General features: G+C 41.3%; 16 protein-coding genes and 1 pseudogene. 3 read left to right on the top strand and 14 right to left on the bottom strand.

Annotated features, from left to right (window positions below):
* Positions 1-2: 2 nt before the first annotated feature.
* The 3 genes from MKX73_RS12320 to MKX73_RS12310 are packed head-to-tail and all read left to right on the top strand — an operon-like array spanning position 3 to position 2,058.
* Entirely contained in the window at positions 3-848 is an 846-nt protein-coding gene (locus tag MKX73_RS12320; protein WP_340717681.1) for an ABC transporter ATP-binding protein, read from the top strand.
* Positions 845-1,441 (top strand): hypothetical protein, encoded by a 597-nt coding sequence (locus MKX73_RS12315; RefSeq protein WP_340717680.1) that lies wholly within the window; start codon positions 845-847, stop codon positions 1,439-1,441. Before MKX73_RS12320 ends, MKX73_RS12315 begins: the two co-directional genes overlap by 4 nt.
* The gene (locus MKX73_RS12310) at positions 1,438-2,058 is read left to right on the top strand and encodes a hypothetical protein (protein ID WP_340717679.1); all 621 of its coding nucleotides are present in this window, start codon (positions 1,438-1,440) and stop codon (positions 2,056-2,058) included. Before MKX73_RS12315 ends, MKX73_RS12310 begins: the two co-directional genes overlap by 4 nt.
* 43 nt (positions 2,059-2,101) lie before the next feature.
* On the opposite strand, the gene MKX73_RS12305 is transcribed toward MKX73_RS12310, so the two are convergent.
* The 14 genes and pseudogenes from MKX73_RS12305 to MKX73_RS12240 all read right to left on the bottom strand — a co-directional run.
* Positions 2,102-3,328, bottom strand: coding sequence for a M16 family metallopeptidase (locus MKX73_RS12305; protein ID WP_340717678.1), 1,227 nt, complete (start codon positions 3,326-3,328; stop codon positions 2,102-2,104).
* A 414-nt stretch (positions 3,329-3,742) separates the two neighbouring features.
* Positions 3,743-5,857: a polyribonucleotide nucleotidyltransferase gene (pnp, locus tag MKX73_RS12300; protein ID WP_340717677.1), complete on the bottom strand. Its 2,115-nt coding sequence runs from the start codon at positions 5,855-5,857 to the stop codon at positions 3,743-3,745.
* Between the two features lie 281 nt (positions 5,858-6,138).
* Positions 6,139-6,408 (bottom strand): 30S ribosomal protein S15, encoded by a 270-nt coding sequence (gene rpsO / locus MKX73_RS12295; RefSeq protein ID WP_008403229.1) that lies wholly within the window; start codon positions 6,406-6,408, stop codon positions 6,139-6,141.
* Between the two features lie 136 nt (positions 6,409-6,544).
* The gene (ribF, locus tag MKX73_RS12290; protein WP_340717676.1) at positions 6,545-7,495 is read right to left on the bottom strand and encodes a riboflavin biosynthesis protein RibF; all 951 of its coding nucleotides are present in this window, start codon (positions 7,493-7,495) and stop codon (positions 6,545-6,547) included.
* Between the two features lie 160 nt (positions 7,496-7,655).
* Positions 7,656-8,810 carry an RNA-guided endonuclease InsQ/TnpB family protein gene (locus MKX73_RS12285; protein WP_340717675.1) on the bottom strand — a complete coding sequence of 385 codons (1,155 nt, stop codon included), beginning with the start codon at positions 8,808-8,810 and terminating at the stop codon, positions 7,656-7,658.
* Between the two features lie 116 nt (positions 8,811-8,926).
* A complete protein-coding gene (gene truB, locus MKX73_RS12280; RefSeq protein WP_340717674.1) occupies positions 8,927-9,838 on the bottom strand; it encodes a tRNA pseudouridine(55) synthase TruB in 912 nt (303 codons plus the stop codon).
* Positions 9,839-10,261: 423 nt separating this feature from the next.
* Positions 10,262-10,606: a 30S ribosome-binding factor RbfA gene (gene rbfA, locus MKX73_RS12275; protein WP_079525296.1), complete on the bottom strand. Its 345-nt coding sequence runs from the start codon at positions 10,604-10,606 to the stop codon at positions 10,262-10,264.
* Positions 10,607-10,665: 59 nt separating this feature from the next.
* Positions 10,666-10,944 (bottom strand): DUF503 domain-containing protein, encoded by a 279-nt coding sequence (locus MKX73_RS12270; RefSeq protein WP_340717673.1) that lies wholly within the window; start codon positions 10,942-10,944, stop codon positions 10,666-10,668.
* On the bottom strand, positions 10,944-13,313 hold the full coding sequence (gene infB, locus MKX73_RS12265; RefSeq protein ID WP_340717671.1) for a translation initiation factor IF-2: 2,370 nt from the start codon (positions 13,311-13,313) through the stop codon (positions 10,944-10,946). Before infB ends, MKX73_RS12270 begins: the two co-directional genes overlap by 1 nt.
* Before the next feature lie 14 nt (positions 13,314-13,327).
* Positions 13,328-13,636, bottom strand: a complete 309-nt coding sequence (locus tag MKX73_RS12260) for a YlxQ family RNA-binding protein (RefSeq protein ID WP_079525290.1) — start codon at positions 13,634-13,636, stop codon at positions 13,328-13,330.
* Positions 13,633-13,911: an RNase P modulator RnpM gene (gene rnpM, locus MKX73_RS12255; protein ID WP_340717670.1), complete on the bottom strand. Its 279-nt coding sequence runs from the start codon at positions 13,909-13,911 to the stop codon at positions 13,633-13,635. Before rnpM ends, MKX73_RS12260 begins: the two co-directional genes overlap by 4 nt.
* Before the next feature lie 39 nt (positions 13,912-13,950).
* Positions 13,951-15,078 carry a transcription termination factor NusA gene (nusA, locus tag MKX73_RS12250; protein ID WP_079525286.1) on the bottom strand — a complete coding sequence of 376 codons (1,128 nt, stop codon included), beginning with the start codon at positions 15,076-15,078 and terminating at the stop codon, positions 13,951-13,953.
* A gap of 14 nt (positions 15,079-15,092) precedes the next feature.
* Positions 15,093-15,578: a ribosome maturation factor RimP gene (gene rimP / locus MKX73_RS12245; RefSeq protein WP_079525284.1), complete on the bottom strand. Its 486-nt coding sequence runs from the start codon at positions 15,576-15,578 to the stop codon at positions 15,093-15,095.
* A 463-nt stretch (positions 15,579-16,041) separates the two neighbouring features.
* Positions 16,042-17,445 (bottom strand): annotated as a pseudogene (locus MKX73_RS12240) (PolC-type DNA polymerase III); the annotation flags it as partial.
* Positions 17,446-17,633: the final 188 nt, after the last annotated feature.

Here is a 17,633-nt window from a genome sequence, read left to right as displayed (position 1 = left end):
TGATGAACGCAATTGAAGTAAAAAATGTTTCGAAGCAATTGAAAAAATTCCGTTTAAATAATATTTCGTTCACGGTGGAGTGCGGGACGATCGCCGGGTTTATCGGACAAAACGGTGCCGGGAAATCGACGACGATGAAACTGCTTATCAATTTTTTGAAACCGCAGCAAGGCGAAATGTTCATATTAGGAAAAAGATCCGACCTAGATGATATTGAACTGAAATCCCAGATTGGCGTTGTCTTTGACGAATTGCATATTCCAAAACATCTGACTGGAAAAGACATCAATCATCTATACTCCATGATGTATCCGAACTGGAACACAGATTATTATTATGAACTGCTGAACCGCTTTGACGTTCCGCGCTTCGACGCAATCAGCAAAATGTCAAAAGGGATGAAAACAAAGCTTGGTATCATTATAGCGTTGGCCTACTCTCCAAAAGTTTTGCTGTTGGATGAGCCAACAAGTGGATTAGATCCTATAGTCCGCGACGAAATTCTGGAATTGCTGCAAACATTTATGGAAAACGAGGACCATGCCATTCTTATCTCCTCTCACATTACAAGCGATCTGGAAAAGATAGCCGATACTATCATTTTCATTCATGAAGGCGAAATTCTGTTCCACGAAAATAAAGACGATCTGCTATACGGATTCGGGATTTGGAAAGGGACTGCCGAAGATGCGAAAGTCATCCCTAACCATGCCATTTTCGGAAAACGTGATTATGTATTCGGCGTGGAATATTTGGTGAAGCGTGAATATGTCAATCCGGTAATCGAGCTGCAGAAGCCGACGATTGATGAAATTATGCTGTTTTTTGTGAGGGGGCGAAAACGGTGACGCTATTTATTACGCGTTATTTTTTAAAGGAGCTTTCCTCATGGGTCGTGTTGACGCCGATTTCTTTAATTGTTTTTCTATTGATCGGCTCCTTCAGCGGAATCCCTTTTTCATTCGCTCTAATAACGGCAATTCTTGCAAGTGTTATTGTTTTTTCCAAGTATCATGAAACACGCAAACTATACGGAAAAATGTTTGCACAGTTTCCTATTGACGGACGTACGATGCTGCGTGCGGACATTGTCTTTCATGGATGGATTTCCGTCTGCTATATTTTATACACGTTAGGTGTAAGTTCGGCATTAAAATCCCTTGTCCAAAAACAATGGATGTATCCAAGCGGAAATGATCTGTTGCTCATCATGTGTTTAAGCCTGTTGCTGATCACCATCAGTCTACTGTTAATCTGGTGGAATTTACCGCCGAACACACTGATGATCGTATTCCTTCTTATCCCTATAATTACTGCCTGGAATTTTATTCAATTTGAGTCTATGGAAATGAATCTTTACTATCTGCTAGGAACGGTCGGATTTTTCATTGTCGTCTACTTTCTTATAAAAAATAGCCGGAAGAGGAGGGATATTACATGATGAATTTATTGCGTTTTCATTTTCACTTTTCTAAAAAGATGTTGATTTTCTCTGCTATTATCGTTGCGGGATTTTTCATCCTACATACAGGATCGACACTGCATATTCCCATAACGCCAGTAACACTCATGCTTCTTTTGTACATCCCTTCAATGAGCAGTTTCTATATACTGAATGAACAGCTAAGCTATATGATTCGCCTGCTGCCTGTTACATCGAAACAATTTGTGCAAAGTACATACCTCTATGTGGCGATTTTATTCTCGATTATTTTCATTCCTTCATTTCTGTTTATTACATATCAGTACTTTACCGGAGATGCAGGTAATTTTAAATTTTCCTTTTTCCTTGGCGTGATTGCCTATTGTATTATTGCTACGGGCGGTATATTAAATAGTTATTTTAAACAGCCAACGAAAGCCGAGAAAAATATGTCATCAAGTGATGCCTTGTTTTATATGTTCTTTATCTCTATTCCGCATGTAATGCTTACTGTTGGTTTTTCATTTTATAATTTGACGATTTTAGGTGCCCTTCTTGTGCCATTATGCAGTCCATTTATTTTTTATAAATTTTACAAGTCTTCTGTCCTCCATTATGAAAAAGCCGAATTTTAAAAGGACAGCGTATGCTAACTGCTAGCACGCGCTGTCCTTTATGTTATTCGTTTTCCGGACCGATAATCGCAATGGCCGGTTCTGATAACAGAATTTGTGTAATTAGCTCATCGATCGTTTCCATCGAAATCGCATCGATTTTCGCCAGTACTTCATCGACTGAACGGTGATTCTGGTGGATCAGTTCATTGACCCCGTTACGGTTCATAAAGTCTTCCGTTCCTTCAAGCCCTAAAACGAATCCGCCCTTTAACTGTTCCTTCGCATTTTCAAGCTCGGTTTCCGTTACCCCGCCTGCCACAAGGTCAAATAACGTCTGGTCGATCTGCTGCTTTAATGCATCGAGATTCTGTTTCGATGCCGACGCATAGATCGTAAACGTTCCGATATCTTCATAGCTCGACTGGTAGCTGAATACAGAATACGCGAGCCCGCGCTCTTCACGCACTTCCTGGAACAGACGTGAACTCATATTGCCGCCGATAATATTATTCAGCGCAATGAAGCTGTACATCTTTGGATCCTTTACCGCAATGGCCGGGAATGAAATCGCGATATGCGCCTGTTCGGTATCGCGCATTTTTTCAACTTCCCCTGGTGTAAATGTCGGGTAAGACGGCTTGGAAACTACCGATTCTTCACTTGCTTCATAGTTTCCGAATAATGCTTCCACTTTTTCTAGTAAACTCTCTTCAATATTCCCTGCAATCGAAATGACAACATTTTGAGGGCCGTAATGTTTTGCCATATAGGCGCGGATCATCTGTTCATTAAATGTCGCCAGCGTTTCCGGTGTTCCTAAAATCGGACGGCCCAGCGCATCATTCGGGAACATAACCCCCCATAATTTTTCATGGACATCATCTGCGGGATCGTCTTCGCTCATGTAGATTTCTTCAAGCACAACTTGGCGTTCACGTTCAATTTCTTCTTTTGCAAATAAAGAGTTGAAGAACATATCGGCCAGAATATCGATTGCGAGTTCCCCATGATGATCGAGCACTTTTGCGTAATAGCATGTATGTTCCTTCGATGTGAAGGCATTAATCTCTCCGCCGATGCGATCGAATTCTTCCGCGATCTGACGGGCTGTACGGTTTTTCGTTCCTTTGAAAAGCATATGCTCGATGAAATGGGTAATCCCATTTTCTTCTTTTGTTTCGTAGCGTGAGCCTGCATTGACCCAAATGCCGACCGATAATGACCGGACATGCGGCATTTGCTCTGTAACGATGCGCACGCCATTTTTTGCTGTAATTACTTGTACCATAAATGTCTCCTTTATTTCGGCTAATAAACTATAAGTATGACTTAAAAATCCGTAGTATTCCAATTTTAGGCTTGTATAGAGTACGGTATGCTACATTCCGAAGGCCAACAGGATGTTGGTCACGAATGCGTTGTCACACGATGTGACGCTCTTAGCATTCGGTCCATTATTTCTGGGGGCGTGGCTCCAAAGCTTTGAATAAAGCTTTGCGACAAGTAACCGCAGGAGCAACCAGATTTTCCGCGCACGCTTAATCCCCTAGAAGTCGGCCTCTCCATTACGCATACCTCCCCCTTACCATACTTCATCAAATTATGGATATAACAAATCATTAACTTAACATTATTTAAAAAAGAGGCTGTACAATAGTGTACAACCTCCCTTTTTATCTTGTTTTGATACGCTTGGAATCAATTATTTGCCTTGTTCTGCGCGTTCTTTTTCTTCTTTGATCACTACTTTACGTGATAAGTTTACGCGACCTTGTTTATCGATCTCGATACATTTCACTAGTAATTCATCACCTAGTTTTAATACGTCTTCTACTTCTTTCGTACGTTCTTCCTGAATTTCAGAAATGTGCAGTAAGCCGTCTTTACCTGGGAAGATTTCACAGAATGCACCGAATTTTTCAATGCGTTTTACTGTTGATAAGTAGTACTCGCCTACTTTAGCTTCGCGTACGATTGATTCGATCATTTCTTTGGCACGGTTAATCATTGCTTCATCAGCTGAAGCGATGTAGATTGTACCATCTTGTTCTGTATCAATTTTAACGCCTGTTTCATCAATAATTTTATTGATGACTTTACCACCCGGTCCGATTACGTCGCGGATTTTGTCAGGATTAATTTTGATTGAAACGATTTTTGGTGCGTATTGTGATAATGAAGTGCGAGACTCTGAAATCGTTGACATCATATGCTCTAAAATGTGCATACGGCCAATTTTTGCCTGAGTTAATGCTTCTTCTAAAATATCACGAGACAGACCATCGATTTTAATGTCCATTTGAAGTGCTGTTACGCCTTTAGCTGTACCTGCCACTTTAAAGTCCATGTCGCCAAGGTGGTCTTCCATACCTTGGATATCCGATAATACTGTATAGTGCTCGCCTTTTTTAACAAGACCCATTGCAATACCTGCAACCGGTGCTTTAATCGGCACACCTGCAGCCATAAGTGCCATTGTTGAAGCACAGATAGATGCTTGAGAAGTAGAACCGTTTGATTCCAATACTTCCGATACGCAACGGATTGCATACGGGAATTCCTCTTCAGTTGGCATTACCGCTAAAATTGCACGCTCACCTAATGCACCGTGACCGATTTCACGGCGGCCCGGGCTACCGTAACGACCTGTTTCCCCAACAGAGAATTGAGGGAAGTTATAGTGGTGCATCCAGCGTTTTGACTCTTCAATACCTAGGCCGTCAATAATTTGAACGTCGCCTAAAGCACCTAAAGTACAAATTGATAATGCTTGCGTTTGTCCACGTGTGAATAATGCCGAACCGTGTGCACGCGGTAATAGATCTACTTCAGAAGAAAGCGGACGGATTTCATCTTGCTTACGACCATCCGGACGAACTTTGTCTTCTGTAATTAAACGACGCACTTCGTCTTTTACCATTTTATCTAAAATAGCATTCACTTGTTTCATCGTCGCTTCGTCAGCTTCCTGCGCTTCATAAGCTTCGATCACACGTGTTTTTACTGCTGTAATATTTTCTTGGCGTAACTGCTTGTCCACTGTTTGGATTGCTGTATTCATATCAGCTTCACATTCAGCTTTGATCGCTGCTGTTAAGTCTGCATCCAATTCATATAATGTTACTTCAAGTTTTTCTTTACCAACTTCAGCAACAATCTGCTCTTGGAATTCAATTAATTTTTTAATTTCTTCATGACCGAACATGATCGCTTCAAGCATAATATCTTCAGTTACTTCTAAAGCACCTGCTTCTACCATGTTAACCGCATCTTTGTTACCTGCTACTGTTAAGTGAACAGTCGATTTTGCAGATTGTTCTACAGTCGGGTTCACAACGAATTCACCGTCGATATATCCTACATGTACACCTGCAATCGGTCCATCGAATGGGATATCAGAAATTGCCAATGATAATGAAGAACCAAACATTGCCGCTACATCTGCAGGGCAGTTTGAATCATTTGACATAACCATTAAAATTGATTGTACTTCATTACGGAAACCATCCGGGAACATTGGACGGATTGGACGGTCGATTAGGCGGGAAGTTAATACTGCCGCTTCTGATGGACGTCCTTCACGTTTAATGAAACCACCAGGGATTTTACCTGCTGCATATAGACGTTCTTCAAAGTTAACTGTTAACGGGAAGAAATCCAATGCTTTTGGTTGTTTTGACATTGTTGCCGTAGCAAGGACTGCTGTTTCGCCGTAGCGGATCATTGCAGCACCATTTGCTTGTTTTGCCAGCTGTCCTACTTCTACTACAAGTGGACGGCCTGCCCATTCATACGAAAAGACCTTTTTTTCGTTCATTAAATGAACCCCTTTCTTATTGAAACACTCTACGTATCATATTATGTACCATAGTTAGTGTATCAAAAAAGCGTTTTCTATGCTAAATTTTTTGATCTAAATATCGATAAATTTATTAAAATATTTCTGACTTTCCTGCAATGGTTTAACTTCTTTCAACAGGCGTATTGACACCTGCTCAAAGAAGTTAAACATCGCACCATTGTTTCGGAAAGCAAAATCTTTTAAACATAATAAAAAGCGGGAAAAATCCCGCTTTTTATTGTCAGATTAACGACGTATTAGCGACGTAATCCAAGTTTAGTAATTAATTCACGGTAACGAGCTACGTCGTTTTCACGTAAATATTTTAATAAATGACGACGTTTACCTACCATTTTAAGAAGACCACGTTGAGAGTGGAAGTCTTTCTTGTGAGTAGCTAAGTGAGCGTTTAATGCGTTGATTTCTGCAGTTAAAACAGCTACTTGTACTTCTGGAGAACCAGTGTCTGTTTCGTGTACGCGGTACTCAGCGATAATTTCGTTTTTACGTTCTTGTGTAATTGCCATGTTAAATGACCTCCTGATAATTAAGATATCCCCAATAGCACAGCAGTCGCTGGAGTTGCGAAAAGCCGAGCTAAGGTTCATACGAGAATTTCGTACTTATGAATAGTACCATAATTGTTGATAGATACGCAACTATTTAGCGCAGTTGTTCAAAGTAGGCGATCGCTTGCTGCTTATCTAATTCAATTTGCTCAATCAATGCTTCGATGCCGTTAAATTTACGTTCACTGCGGATACGTTTATACCAGCCGACTACGACCTCTTCACCGTAAATATTTTTATTGAAATTTAAAATATGCACTTCAATCGACAGCTGCTTTTCATCCGGATTGTTGAATGTCGGTTTATAGCCTACATTACAAACTCCGTTATACCATTTATTCTGTACTAAAATTTTCACTGCATACACACCGGTTGCCGGTATATAGCAGCCTTCCATCGCCTGGACATTCGCTGTCGGGAAGCCCATTGTCCGTCCGCGCTTATCTCCGTGGACGACGATTCCCGGCACTTCGAATGCGCGGCCCAATAAATCACGAGCCTGCTCCATCTCTCCGTCCTGCAATGCTTTTCTGATGCGTGTGGAACTGATTTTTTCGACCGAATCCTGCTGCTTTTCGATTGCCGTCACACCATACCTGCCGTTTGACAGCTCTTCCATCAGCTCCATATTGCCTTTGCCGAATGCGCCAAATGAAAAATCAAAACCGGCCGTTACGTGCCGGACATTTAAATCGACGATAAAATACTTAATGAATTCTTCCGGTGTAAGCTTCGCAAAATCTGATGTGAAGTTTACAACAAATACTGTATCGATATTTAATTTTTTTAGTGTGTCTATTTTTTGTGGAAGTGGCGTAATGTAAAATACTTTTTCATTACGTCTTCCTAATACAATCGATGGATGCGGATCAAAAGTCATCACGGCACTTTTAATATTCAGCTGCTCGGCTTTTTGCTTTGCCGCTTCAATGACCGCCTGATGCCCTTTATGTACCCCATCAAAAAATCCGATTGCCAATGAGTACGCCTCTTTTTCAATTTCCTGTGCTAATTGATGGGGGTATTTCAAATGAATAACGTTCATCTCGAGCCTGCCACTAAAAACATAATCAAAAACATTTGATTATGCTAGATTATTTCTTGCTTCTATGTGTCCTGCCTCGCCAATTACTCGCTACTGCAGTTGTATAACACTCCACAAGCGTAAATTCCGATGTAGCCCACCGTACATATATGAAGTCTAGTTACGTTAGTACTTCATATGCTGTTGCGCATTTTAAATTTAAACAAGCATTAAAATCTCGATCTCTCTCAACTTGGCAATTGTCGCATACAAATACTCTTTCCGATAAACTAAGCTTTTTCTTTTTTGCACCACAGCACGAACATAGCTTAGAGGACGGATAAAAACGGCTAACTTGTCGTAGCTCTATCCCATGTTCTCTGCATTTTGCAAGTAACCATAATTTGAAAGTATAGATATTTTGCTGCGCAATCGCTTTTGATAGATGACGATTTTTCAACATGCTTTGCACATTTAAATCTTCAATCGTAATATACGCTGGCTTGGCTTTCACCAGTTTATTCACTACAAAACGGACATATTCTTGTCGAATATTTTTCAATCTAGCATGCAGTTTTTGCAGCCGTATTAGCTGCTTCTGCCTGTTTTTGTAGCAGGATTCACCTACCTTCCTCTTTTTATTTTGTTCATAACTGCGACTAAGTCTTCGCTGTTGTAGCTTCAATCGCTTTTCTAGTTTTTTTATTTTGGCTGTTTTATTAATATTCGGGAAAACTTCATGATGACTACACACCGCAAATTCTTTCAACCCTATATCTATACCAATACCATCCTGTTTAGCCATACATTCTATTGGTGCTGAATCTACCTCGCATAGTACTGAAATGTAATAACGATTAGCTTGTTGAGAAATGGTACAACTATTAACTGTGGCGTTTGTCGGAATGTAGCCATATTCCTTCAAGCGCACCCAGCCTATTGTTGGAACTTTGATCCGGTGGCGTTCTACCAATAAATCAGTTTTATTGTTTTTCGGAAAATATGCTTTCACGTGTTGATTTTTCTTTTTCTTATACTGTGGAAACTTCGCAATGCCTTTAAAGAAATTTTTAAATGCGCGGTCGCCATTCATGATTGCTTGTTTCACTGCTTTACTCGAAACCTCTTTAATCCAAGTATCTTGCTTAATACTATATATGTTATTAAGCCATTTTGAAAAATCATAGCCTGACAAATGCTTGCCTGTTTCCTTATAATATTTTTGCGCCGTAGAAACATATAAATTGTACACATAGCGACATGTGCCAATTGTTTGATTTATTTTTTGTCGTTGTGTTGTTGAGAGTATTATTTCGGTTTTAAATGCTTTTTTCATAACTCCTCATCATCCTTTATCTTCTTCTCATATTTTCTTAATCCAAAAATACGACTAGAAAAACATAAATACACAAAACAAAATTTAGGCATATTCTACTCAACAGTTTTATACTCTTAGTTAATTTCGGGAAACATCTTATCCGGCTTCATTTGCCCGGCCTTTGTCGGATGGGCGATGTAAACCGCAAATGCTCGTCCCTCTACACCATAAACAATTTTATCATGTTCCGTTAATAAAGTATGCATCGGGAGAACTTGCCCATTGAAAATTTGCTTTTCGATGTCTTCCGTAATCTCAATGTACGGATAGTCGGATAATGCATATTCAACCGGCAACAGAAACTTCTCCTGCTCCCCGGCTTCCATCATTTCCGCGATTTCGACCAATGTAAAGCAATTGTCTTTCGAGAATGTGCCTGATGCTGTTCGTACAAGTTCGTGCATATGTGCAGGATAGCCCAATGCTTCACCGATCTGAACGGCTAATGTACGAATATACGTCCCTTTCGAACATTTGATGCGGATCGAGAATTTTACTTCTTCCCCTTCGAATGTTTGGGCATCATCCAGTAATTCCAGCTCGTAAATTGTAATTTTACGTGTTGGACGCTCGACTGTCTGGCCGGCTCTTGCATACTCGTAAAGTCTTTTGCCGTTTACTTTTACCGCAGAAAACATCGGAGGCGTCTGTTCGATCTCGCCTGTCAGTGTCTGTAGTGCGTTTAAAATTTCTTCACGGGTAAACGATTTGAAATCTGTATTTTGCTCGACTGTTTCGCCTTCAGCATCTTCTGTTGTTGTCGTGCGTCCGATCGATACGACTGCTTCATACGTTTTGCCGGCATCCGTCAAATATTCGGCGATGCGTGTTGCCTGGCCGATACAGATCGGCAGGACGCCTTCTACACCCGGGTCAAGTGTCCCGGTATGGCCTACTTTTTTCGTCTTCAATATTTTTCGTAATTTAAATACACAGTCATGACTTGTCATGCCGCGCTCTTTCCATAATGGCAAAATACCGTTCATAGTTTTGCTCCTTTATTCGAAATGAAGATTTCATATATAATTGATTCTTTACTTTAAGTTCGTTCTATAGTCGGTACTTTTCACATCATCCGTTTTGCTTCGCTACGGGAGGCCAACAGGATGTTGGTCACGAATGCGTTGTTACACGACGTAACGGGTTTAGCATTCGTTCTAATATATCCTGGGGGCGTGGCTTCAACTAACTTTATCGCTGCCTCTTACGGCGGCAGCGATAAAGTGGATTTTCCGCGCACGCTTAATCCCCTGGGAGTCGCCCCCCTTCGCTACGCGTCACTCCAAACTAACATAGAGTTTACTCCTTTAACAAAACTTCTGTACTCAATTTCTTAAAAAAATTCAGTGAAGAACTTTAAAAAGTAAAAAAGTCTGCCCGCATAGTTATGCAGTGCAGACTTCTTTGTTTTATTTATCTTCGTGTAGACCACGTAGTAATGCATCGATTTTGTTCCCGTATTCGATTGCTGTATCGAATTCGAATGCCAGTTCAGGCGTACGGCGTAAGCGGATACGTGAACCGACTTCCGAACGGATGAAACCGGATGCTTTTTCCAGCGCCTGCAATGTTTCCGCACGTTCGCGGTCATTGCCCAACGATGTAATATAAACAGTTGCTTGCTGTAAGTCTCCTGTTACTGCTACATCAGTAACCGTAACGAAACCTACACGCGGATCTTTGATTTTGCGCGCAATGATTTCAGTAATTTCTTTTTTCATTTGCTCAGCAACTCGATTAGAACGTAGAGACATAAATGTCACCTCATTTAAATTGCGTAATTAATGGTACAGTTTGCCACGATAAGTGGACTTTATAAATATTCACGATAAAAATCCAGCTGTTCCCACTGCGGATTTGACTGCAGATAATGGACAGCCCGCATAAGCTCGCGTTCAGCCGCTTCTTTGGAAGAAGCAACTGCGACAAGCGCAAGCTTTGTACGCTGCCATACATTCTGATGGTCAATTTCAGCAACGGAAACATTGAATTTTTGTTTCGTGCGCGTCACCATCCGCTGAAGGACGGCGCGCTTTTCTTTTAATGAGTGGGCAGCCTGAATCATGAATTCAACTTCTGCGTAGACAATCATTATTTACGAACGATTTCTTCCATTACGAAGGCTTCGATAATGTCGCCTTCTTTAATGTCGTTGTAGTTTTTGATTGTAATACCACACTCATATCCTTTTGCAACTTCTTTTGCATCATCTTTGAAGCGTTTTAGTGAATCAAGTTCACCTTCGAATACAACAACGTTTTCGCGGATTACACGTACGCCGGCATCGCGGACGATTTTACCTTCGATAACGTATGAACCTGCGATTGTACCCACTTTAGATACTTTAATTGTTTGACGAACTTCCGCCTGACCAACGATTTTCTCTTCGAACTCCGGATCAAGCATCCCTTTCATCGCGTGTTCGATTTCTTCGATTACTTTGTAGATGATACGGTGTAGACGAATATCTACGCCTTCTTCATCAGCAGCACGTTTTGCATTTGTATCCGGACGAACGTTGAATCCGATAACGATTGCATTTGATGCAGCAGCAAGTGAGATATCCGATTCTGTGATCGCACCAGCACCAGTGTGGATGATTTTAACGTTAACGCCTTCAACATCAATTTTCATTAATGAAGAAGCCATTGCTTCCACTGTACCTTGTACGTCTGCTTTAACGATTAAGTTTAGCTCTTTCATTTCGCCTTGGCTCATTTGTTCGAATAAGTTATCAAGTGTTACACGTTGTTTTTCTGAACGTGATGCTTGGATAGCTGTCATTGAACGAGACTCACCAACTTGACGAGCTGTTTTTTCATCTTCGAATACTACGAAACGGTCACCCGCTTGTGGTACTTCGCTTAAACCTGTGATTTCAACCGGCATAGAAGGGCCAGCTGTTTTAATACGACGGCCAAGATCGTTGACCATTGCACGTACACGACCATATGCATGACCGACTACGATTGGATCACCAACACGTAATGTACCATCTTGAACTAATAGTGTTGCAACGGCACCACGGCCTTTATCAAGCTGTGCTTCAATTACTGTACCGATTGCTGAACGAGTCGGGTTCGCTTTTAATTCACCTACTTCAGAAACTAATAAAATCATTTCAAGAAGCTGGTCAATCCCTTCACCTTTTAGTGCTGAAATTGGTACGAAGATTGTATCTCCACCCCAAGCTTCAGGAACTAAACCGTGCTCAGTCAGTTCTTGTTGTACACGGTCCGGATTAGCAGATGGTTTATCCATTTTGTTGATTGCTACGATAATTGGTACTTCTGCAGCTTTTGCGTGGTTGATTGCTTCAACTGTTTGAGGCATTACACCGTCATCTGCTGCTACTACGATAATTGCGATATCTGTAATTGATGCACCACGCGCACGCATTGTTGTGAATGCCGCGTGACCAGGAGTATCAAGGAATGAAATTTTCTTTCCGTTAACTTCTACTTGGTATGCACCGATATGCTGCGTAATACCGCCTGCTTCACCCGCTGTAACTTTCGTTTTACGGATTGAGTCAAGCAATGATGTTTTACCGTGGTCAACGTGTCCCATAATTGTAACAACTGGTGGGCGCTCTTCTAGTGCGTTTTCGTCAACTTCCACGATAGTCTCATCGAAGTACGTATCTAAATCTGTCTTGTCGATACGGATTTCTTCTTCTACTTCTACCCCGTAGTCTGCACAGATTAACTCAATTGCATCCTTATCAAGCTCTTGGTTAATTGTTGCCATTACGCCAAGCATGAATAATTTTTTAATAATTTCCGATGGCTCACGGTGTAATTTTTTTGCAAGTTCTGCAACGGATAAACTTTCATAGAAAGTAATTTTTTCCGGTAATTCTTTTTGCACCATTGGTTGTGGTGCAGGACGGTGCGTACGACGTTTACCACCATTGATACCTGGTTTTCTACGTTGTTGATAGCCGCCTTTATTTTGAGTGTTACCACCCTTGTTTGGCGTATTTCCGCCTCTGTTCGGCGTGTTACCGCCTTTATTATTACTCGTGTTTGGTGTTGTGCCGCTTTTGCGGTTATTATTGTTATTTTGTGTCATATTTCGATTTTGGTTACCTTTTTCATTTCTTATTTTTTCGCCTTGTTGCGATTTTGGTTGCCCTTGGGCGTTTGAAGCTTTATTCGGTTGTTGGTTATTTGAAGCAGATTGTGGACGATCCTGCTTTTGACCTTGCTGCACTCTATTCTGCCCTTGTTCACCGCGTTTTGGTGTTATATTTAAAGCTTTGGCAGGTGTCTTTGCAGGAGAATCTTTCGTTGGTTCCACTGCTTGCTTAAAGACAGAATTTAGTTTTGAGACCGCCTGCTCATCAATGACCGCCATGTGATTTTTCACCGGCAGATTATGTTTTGCAAGCACCTCAATAACTTCCTTACTTGTTTTATTTACCTTTTTCGCATATTCATGAACTCTTACTTTGCTCATCTGCTCACCCCCGATTAATTTTCGTTGAGTAGACTAGACATTTTTTTAGCAAATCCGCTATCTGTAATAGCAATCGCTACACGGGCTTCCTTCCCGGTAGCATGTCCAAGATCATATCGATCTCCGAAAACATAATACTCAACATTATAAAACGTACATTTATCCTGAATCTTTTTGCTCGTATTTGCCGAAGCATCAGAAGCTAAAAAGACAAGTTTTGCATTGCCGTTGCGAATTTCCTTTACGACAAGCTCTTCCCCGGATATTGTTTTTCGTGCACGTGCCGCTAAACCTAATAGCTGTAGCAATGCCGGATTTGTCATAAAATCGACTCCCGGCGGATTAGCGTTAGCAACTCCTCATACACCTCATCCGGCACTTTTGCATCAAGCTGGCGATCTAAAATATTCTTTTTACGCGCCATTTCAACAGCATCTTCCGTTTTAGAAACATATGCTCCGCGACCGGATTTTTTTCCTGTAACATCAACAGTCACTTCGCCCTCTTTTGAACGGACGACGCGAATCATTGATTTTTTCGGAAGCATCTCGCCTGTTGCAACACATTTGCGTAAAGGAATTTTTTTATTAACGACCATATTGCTTACCCTCCTTGCAAAATCATTCCAAATGATGGCTTACTCTTCGTCATCACCATATAAATCAAATTGTACTTCTTCCGCATCTTCACGTGGAACGAATGTGCTCGTTTCAGAAGGATAAATTCCTAATTCGCGTGCATCTGTTTCACTCTTGATGTCGATTTTCCAGCCCGTTAATTTTGCTGCTAAACGAGCATTTTGTCCGCGCTTACCAATCGCTAGTGATAATTGGTAATCCGGTACGACAACTGTTGTTGACTTTTCTTCTTCATTCACTTGAACGTCCAGAACTTTTGAAGGGCTCAGTGCGTTGGCAACGAATACAACCGGATCTTCCGACCATTCTACGATATCAATTTTTTCACCGTTTAATTCGTTTACAATTGTCTGTACACGTGCACCTTTAGCTCCAACACATGAACCTACAGGATCTACTTCTTCATTATGTGCATATACAGAGATTTTTGAACGGTCTCCCGCTTCACGCGCGATTGATTTGATTTCAACAGTGCCATCATAAATTTCCGGAACTTCCATTTCAAACAGACGGCGCAATAATCCAGGATGTGTACGAGATACGATTACTTGTGGACCACGTGTTGTGCGCTCAACTTTTGTAATGTAAACACGGATACGTGATGTTGGCTTATAAACTTCACCTTGAATTTGTTCGTTAACAGGTAATGCCGCTTCCACTTTACCGATTGACACATAAATATTACGTGCATCTTGACGCTCGATTACACCTGTTACGATATCATCTTCACGGTCTACATACTCTTCATAGATTAAGCCGCGCTCTGCTTCGCGTACACGTTGCGTTACAACTTGCTTAGCAGTCTGTGCCGCGATACGTCCGAAGTTACGTGGTGTTACTTCTTCTTCTACGACGTCACCAATTTCATAAGCTGCATTAATGAATTTCGCATCTTCCAATGCGATTTCCAGACGATCGTCTTCTACTTCTTCCACTACGTCTTTACGAGAATAAACAACCATTGAACCTGTTTCAAGGTTAAGATCCACGCGAACATTTTGCGCTTGGTTGAAGTTACGTTTGTACGCCGTTACTAAAGCCGCCTCTATCGCCTCAATTAATACATCTCTTGAAATACCTTTCTGCTCTTCAAGGGCAGTTAGGGCATCTAGTAATTCACTACTCATTTTTGTTTTCACTCCTAAATTTGCTTATCTGAAAAATCGATAGCAAGACGTGCTTGCGCAATTTTTTCTTTTTCAATTTGTACTGTAACTTTACGTGTTTTAATACGGAATTCGATTTCTAGAAATTCATCTGTATATGCGCGTAAATAACCATAGAATTCTTTTAAATCCTTAACTGGTTCATAAGTTTTTACATAAATATATTTGCCGATTGCTTTTTCAAAGTCCTGTTGTTTCTTTAACGGACGTTCCGCTCCTGGTGAAGAAACCTCTAAGTAATAGTTTTGCTCGATTGGATCATTTTCATCCAACTTCTCGCTTAAACGTTCACTCACTTGTGCACATTGTAAAATATCAATGCCGCCTTCCGGTGTGTCAACATAAATACGAAGGAACCAGTCGCGTCCTTCTTTCACGAACTCGATATCAACTAATTCCAAATCAAGCTCTTCCACGATCGGTGTCACTAGCTCTTCAATGATCGACGTAACTTTGCTCATCGTATCCTCCCTAACGTCTTTGTTTGTTTTAAATCTTCTTAGTATTGGTTAAACAAAGGACGAGTTTTCATTGAAAAAAATGGAGACATTTACATCTACATGCAATTGCGTCCAGATTTTTTTGAGGCCCACAGGACGTGGGTCAGCCTGTCATTGCCATACATACGACTTTTAGACGGACTTCATTTTTTTCATTTTAAAATTTGTGATATTCGCCAAAGGTTCAACTCCATTGCACAAATGATCAGAACACTTGCTCATCGGAATTAAATAGTTGTGTAAACAACAGAAAAGAGCGGGAAACCCCACTCTTTTGCTGGTGAACTATCAACAAATTATTACATTTAGCATAGCACAAAGGCTATCCTAATGCAAATTTTGCCTATTAACACATAGAATTAACAACAATTAAGAGAATATGCATCCGGAAATACAAAATCCGCTCTTTCGGCCAATCCGAACATTAGAATAATGACAGCTGGTTGGCATCCGGCATTCCTTCCAGACATCCCAGCTCATCCATATACTCGATTAATGTCTTCGATACACGACCGCGCTGCTGCAGATCTTCCTTCGATAAAAACTCTCCGTTTTTACGTGCTTCAACAATTTGTTTCGCTACGTTTGTACCGAGACCAGGAATGGCATCAAACGGCGGAATCAATGAGTTTCCTTCGATGATGAATTCACTCGCCTGCGAACGGTATAAATCAACCTTTTTGAAGCTCATCCCGCGTTCACACATTTCAAGTGCCAGTTCCATAACCGTCAGTAAACTTTTCTCTTTCGGCGCTGCATCGAGCCCCTTCATGTTGATCTCATCGATTTTTTTGCGTATCATGACAGAACCTTGCGTCATCGCGATCAAATCAAAGTCCGATGCCCGCACAGTGAAGTACGCAGCATAGTAAAGGATCGGATGATGCACCTTGAACCAGGCAATACGCACGGCCATCAATACATAGGCCGCGGCATGGGCTTTCGGGAACATGTACTTAATCTTTTTACAAGAATCGATATACCATTCCGGCACTTTCTTCGCACGCATTTCCGCTTCCATTTCATCTGTCAGGCCTTTACCTTTACGAACGGACTCCATAATTTTAAAGGCAAACGACGGTTCCAGATCCTGATAAATTAAATAAACCATAATATCGTCACGGCAGCCGATAACTTCTTTTAATACACAAGTGCCGTCTTTAATCAGTTCCTGTGCATTTCCTAGCCATACGTCTGTACCGTGTGAAAGTCCCGAAATCTGAACAAGTTCACTGAAGGTCGACGGTTTTGTTTCTTCAAGCATTTGGCGTACGAATTTTGTCCCGAACTCAGGAATTCCGAGCGTTCCTGTTTTCGTGCCGATTTGCTTTTCCGTTACACCGAGCGATTCCGTCGAACTGAATATCTTCATAACAATCGGATCGTCGGTCGGGATTGTTTTCGGATCGATCCCGGACAGATCCTGAAGCATACGAATGACGGTTGGATCATCGTGTCCAAGTATATCGAGCTTTAAAATATTGTCGTGGATCGAGTGGAAGTCGAAATGGGTTGTTTTCCATTCCGAATCCTGGGCATCCGCCGGGAACTGTACCGGCGAGAAGTCGTAAATATCCATATAATCCGGTACTACGATAATGCCCCCCGGGTGTTGCCCGGTTGTACGTTTTACCCCTGTACATCCTTGCACAAGGCGGTCCACTTCCGCATTTCGGTAAGTGATGCCATTGTCGCTTCCGTAGCCTTTTACATAACCGTATGCCGTCTTTTCAGCGACCGTACCGATTGTTCCGGCACGGAATACATAATCCTCACCGAACAGCACTTTCGTATAGTTATGCGCCTGTGGCTGATATTCACCGGAGAAGTATGACGATAGGTAAGCTTTTGAAGTTATCGCCAGCTTTTCCCCCGTCCCACACCGTACGTGACCCTTTCAGTGTCATACGGCGTTCCATCGTTAGTTTTGTTGAATTTATAATTAAAATAAAATAAATGCAATTTGCTAATTCAACACTAACGACTTGTGCCCTTCCCTCAGAAATGTTTTTTCCT

Source organism: Solibacillus sp. FSL W7-1436 (assembly GCF_038007305.1).
In the GTDB taxonomy this organism is placed as follows: Bacteria; Bacillota; Bacilli; order Bacillales_A; family Planococcaceae; genus Solibacillus.
This window is presented reverse-complemented; position numbering and strand designations above follow the sequence as displayed.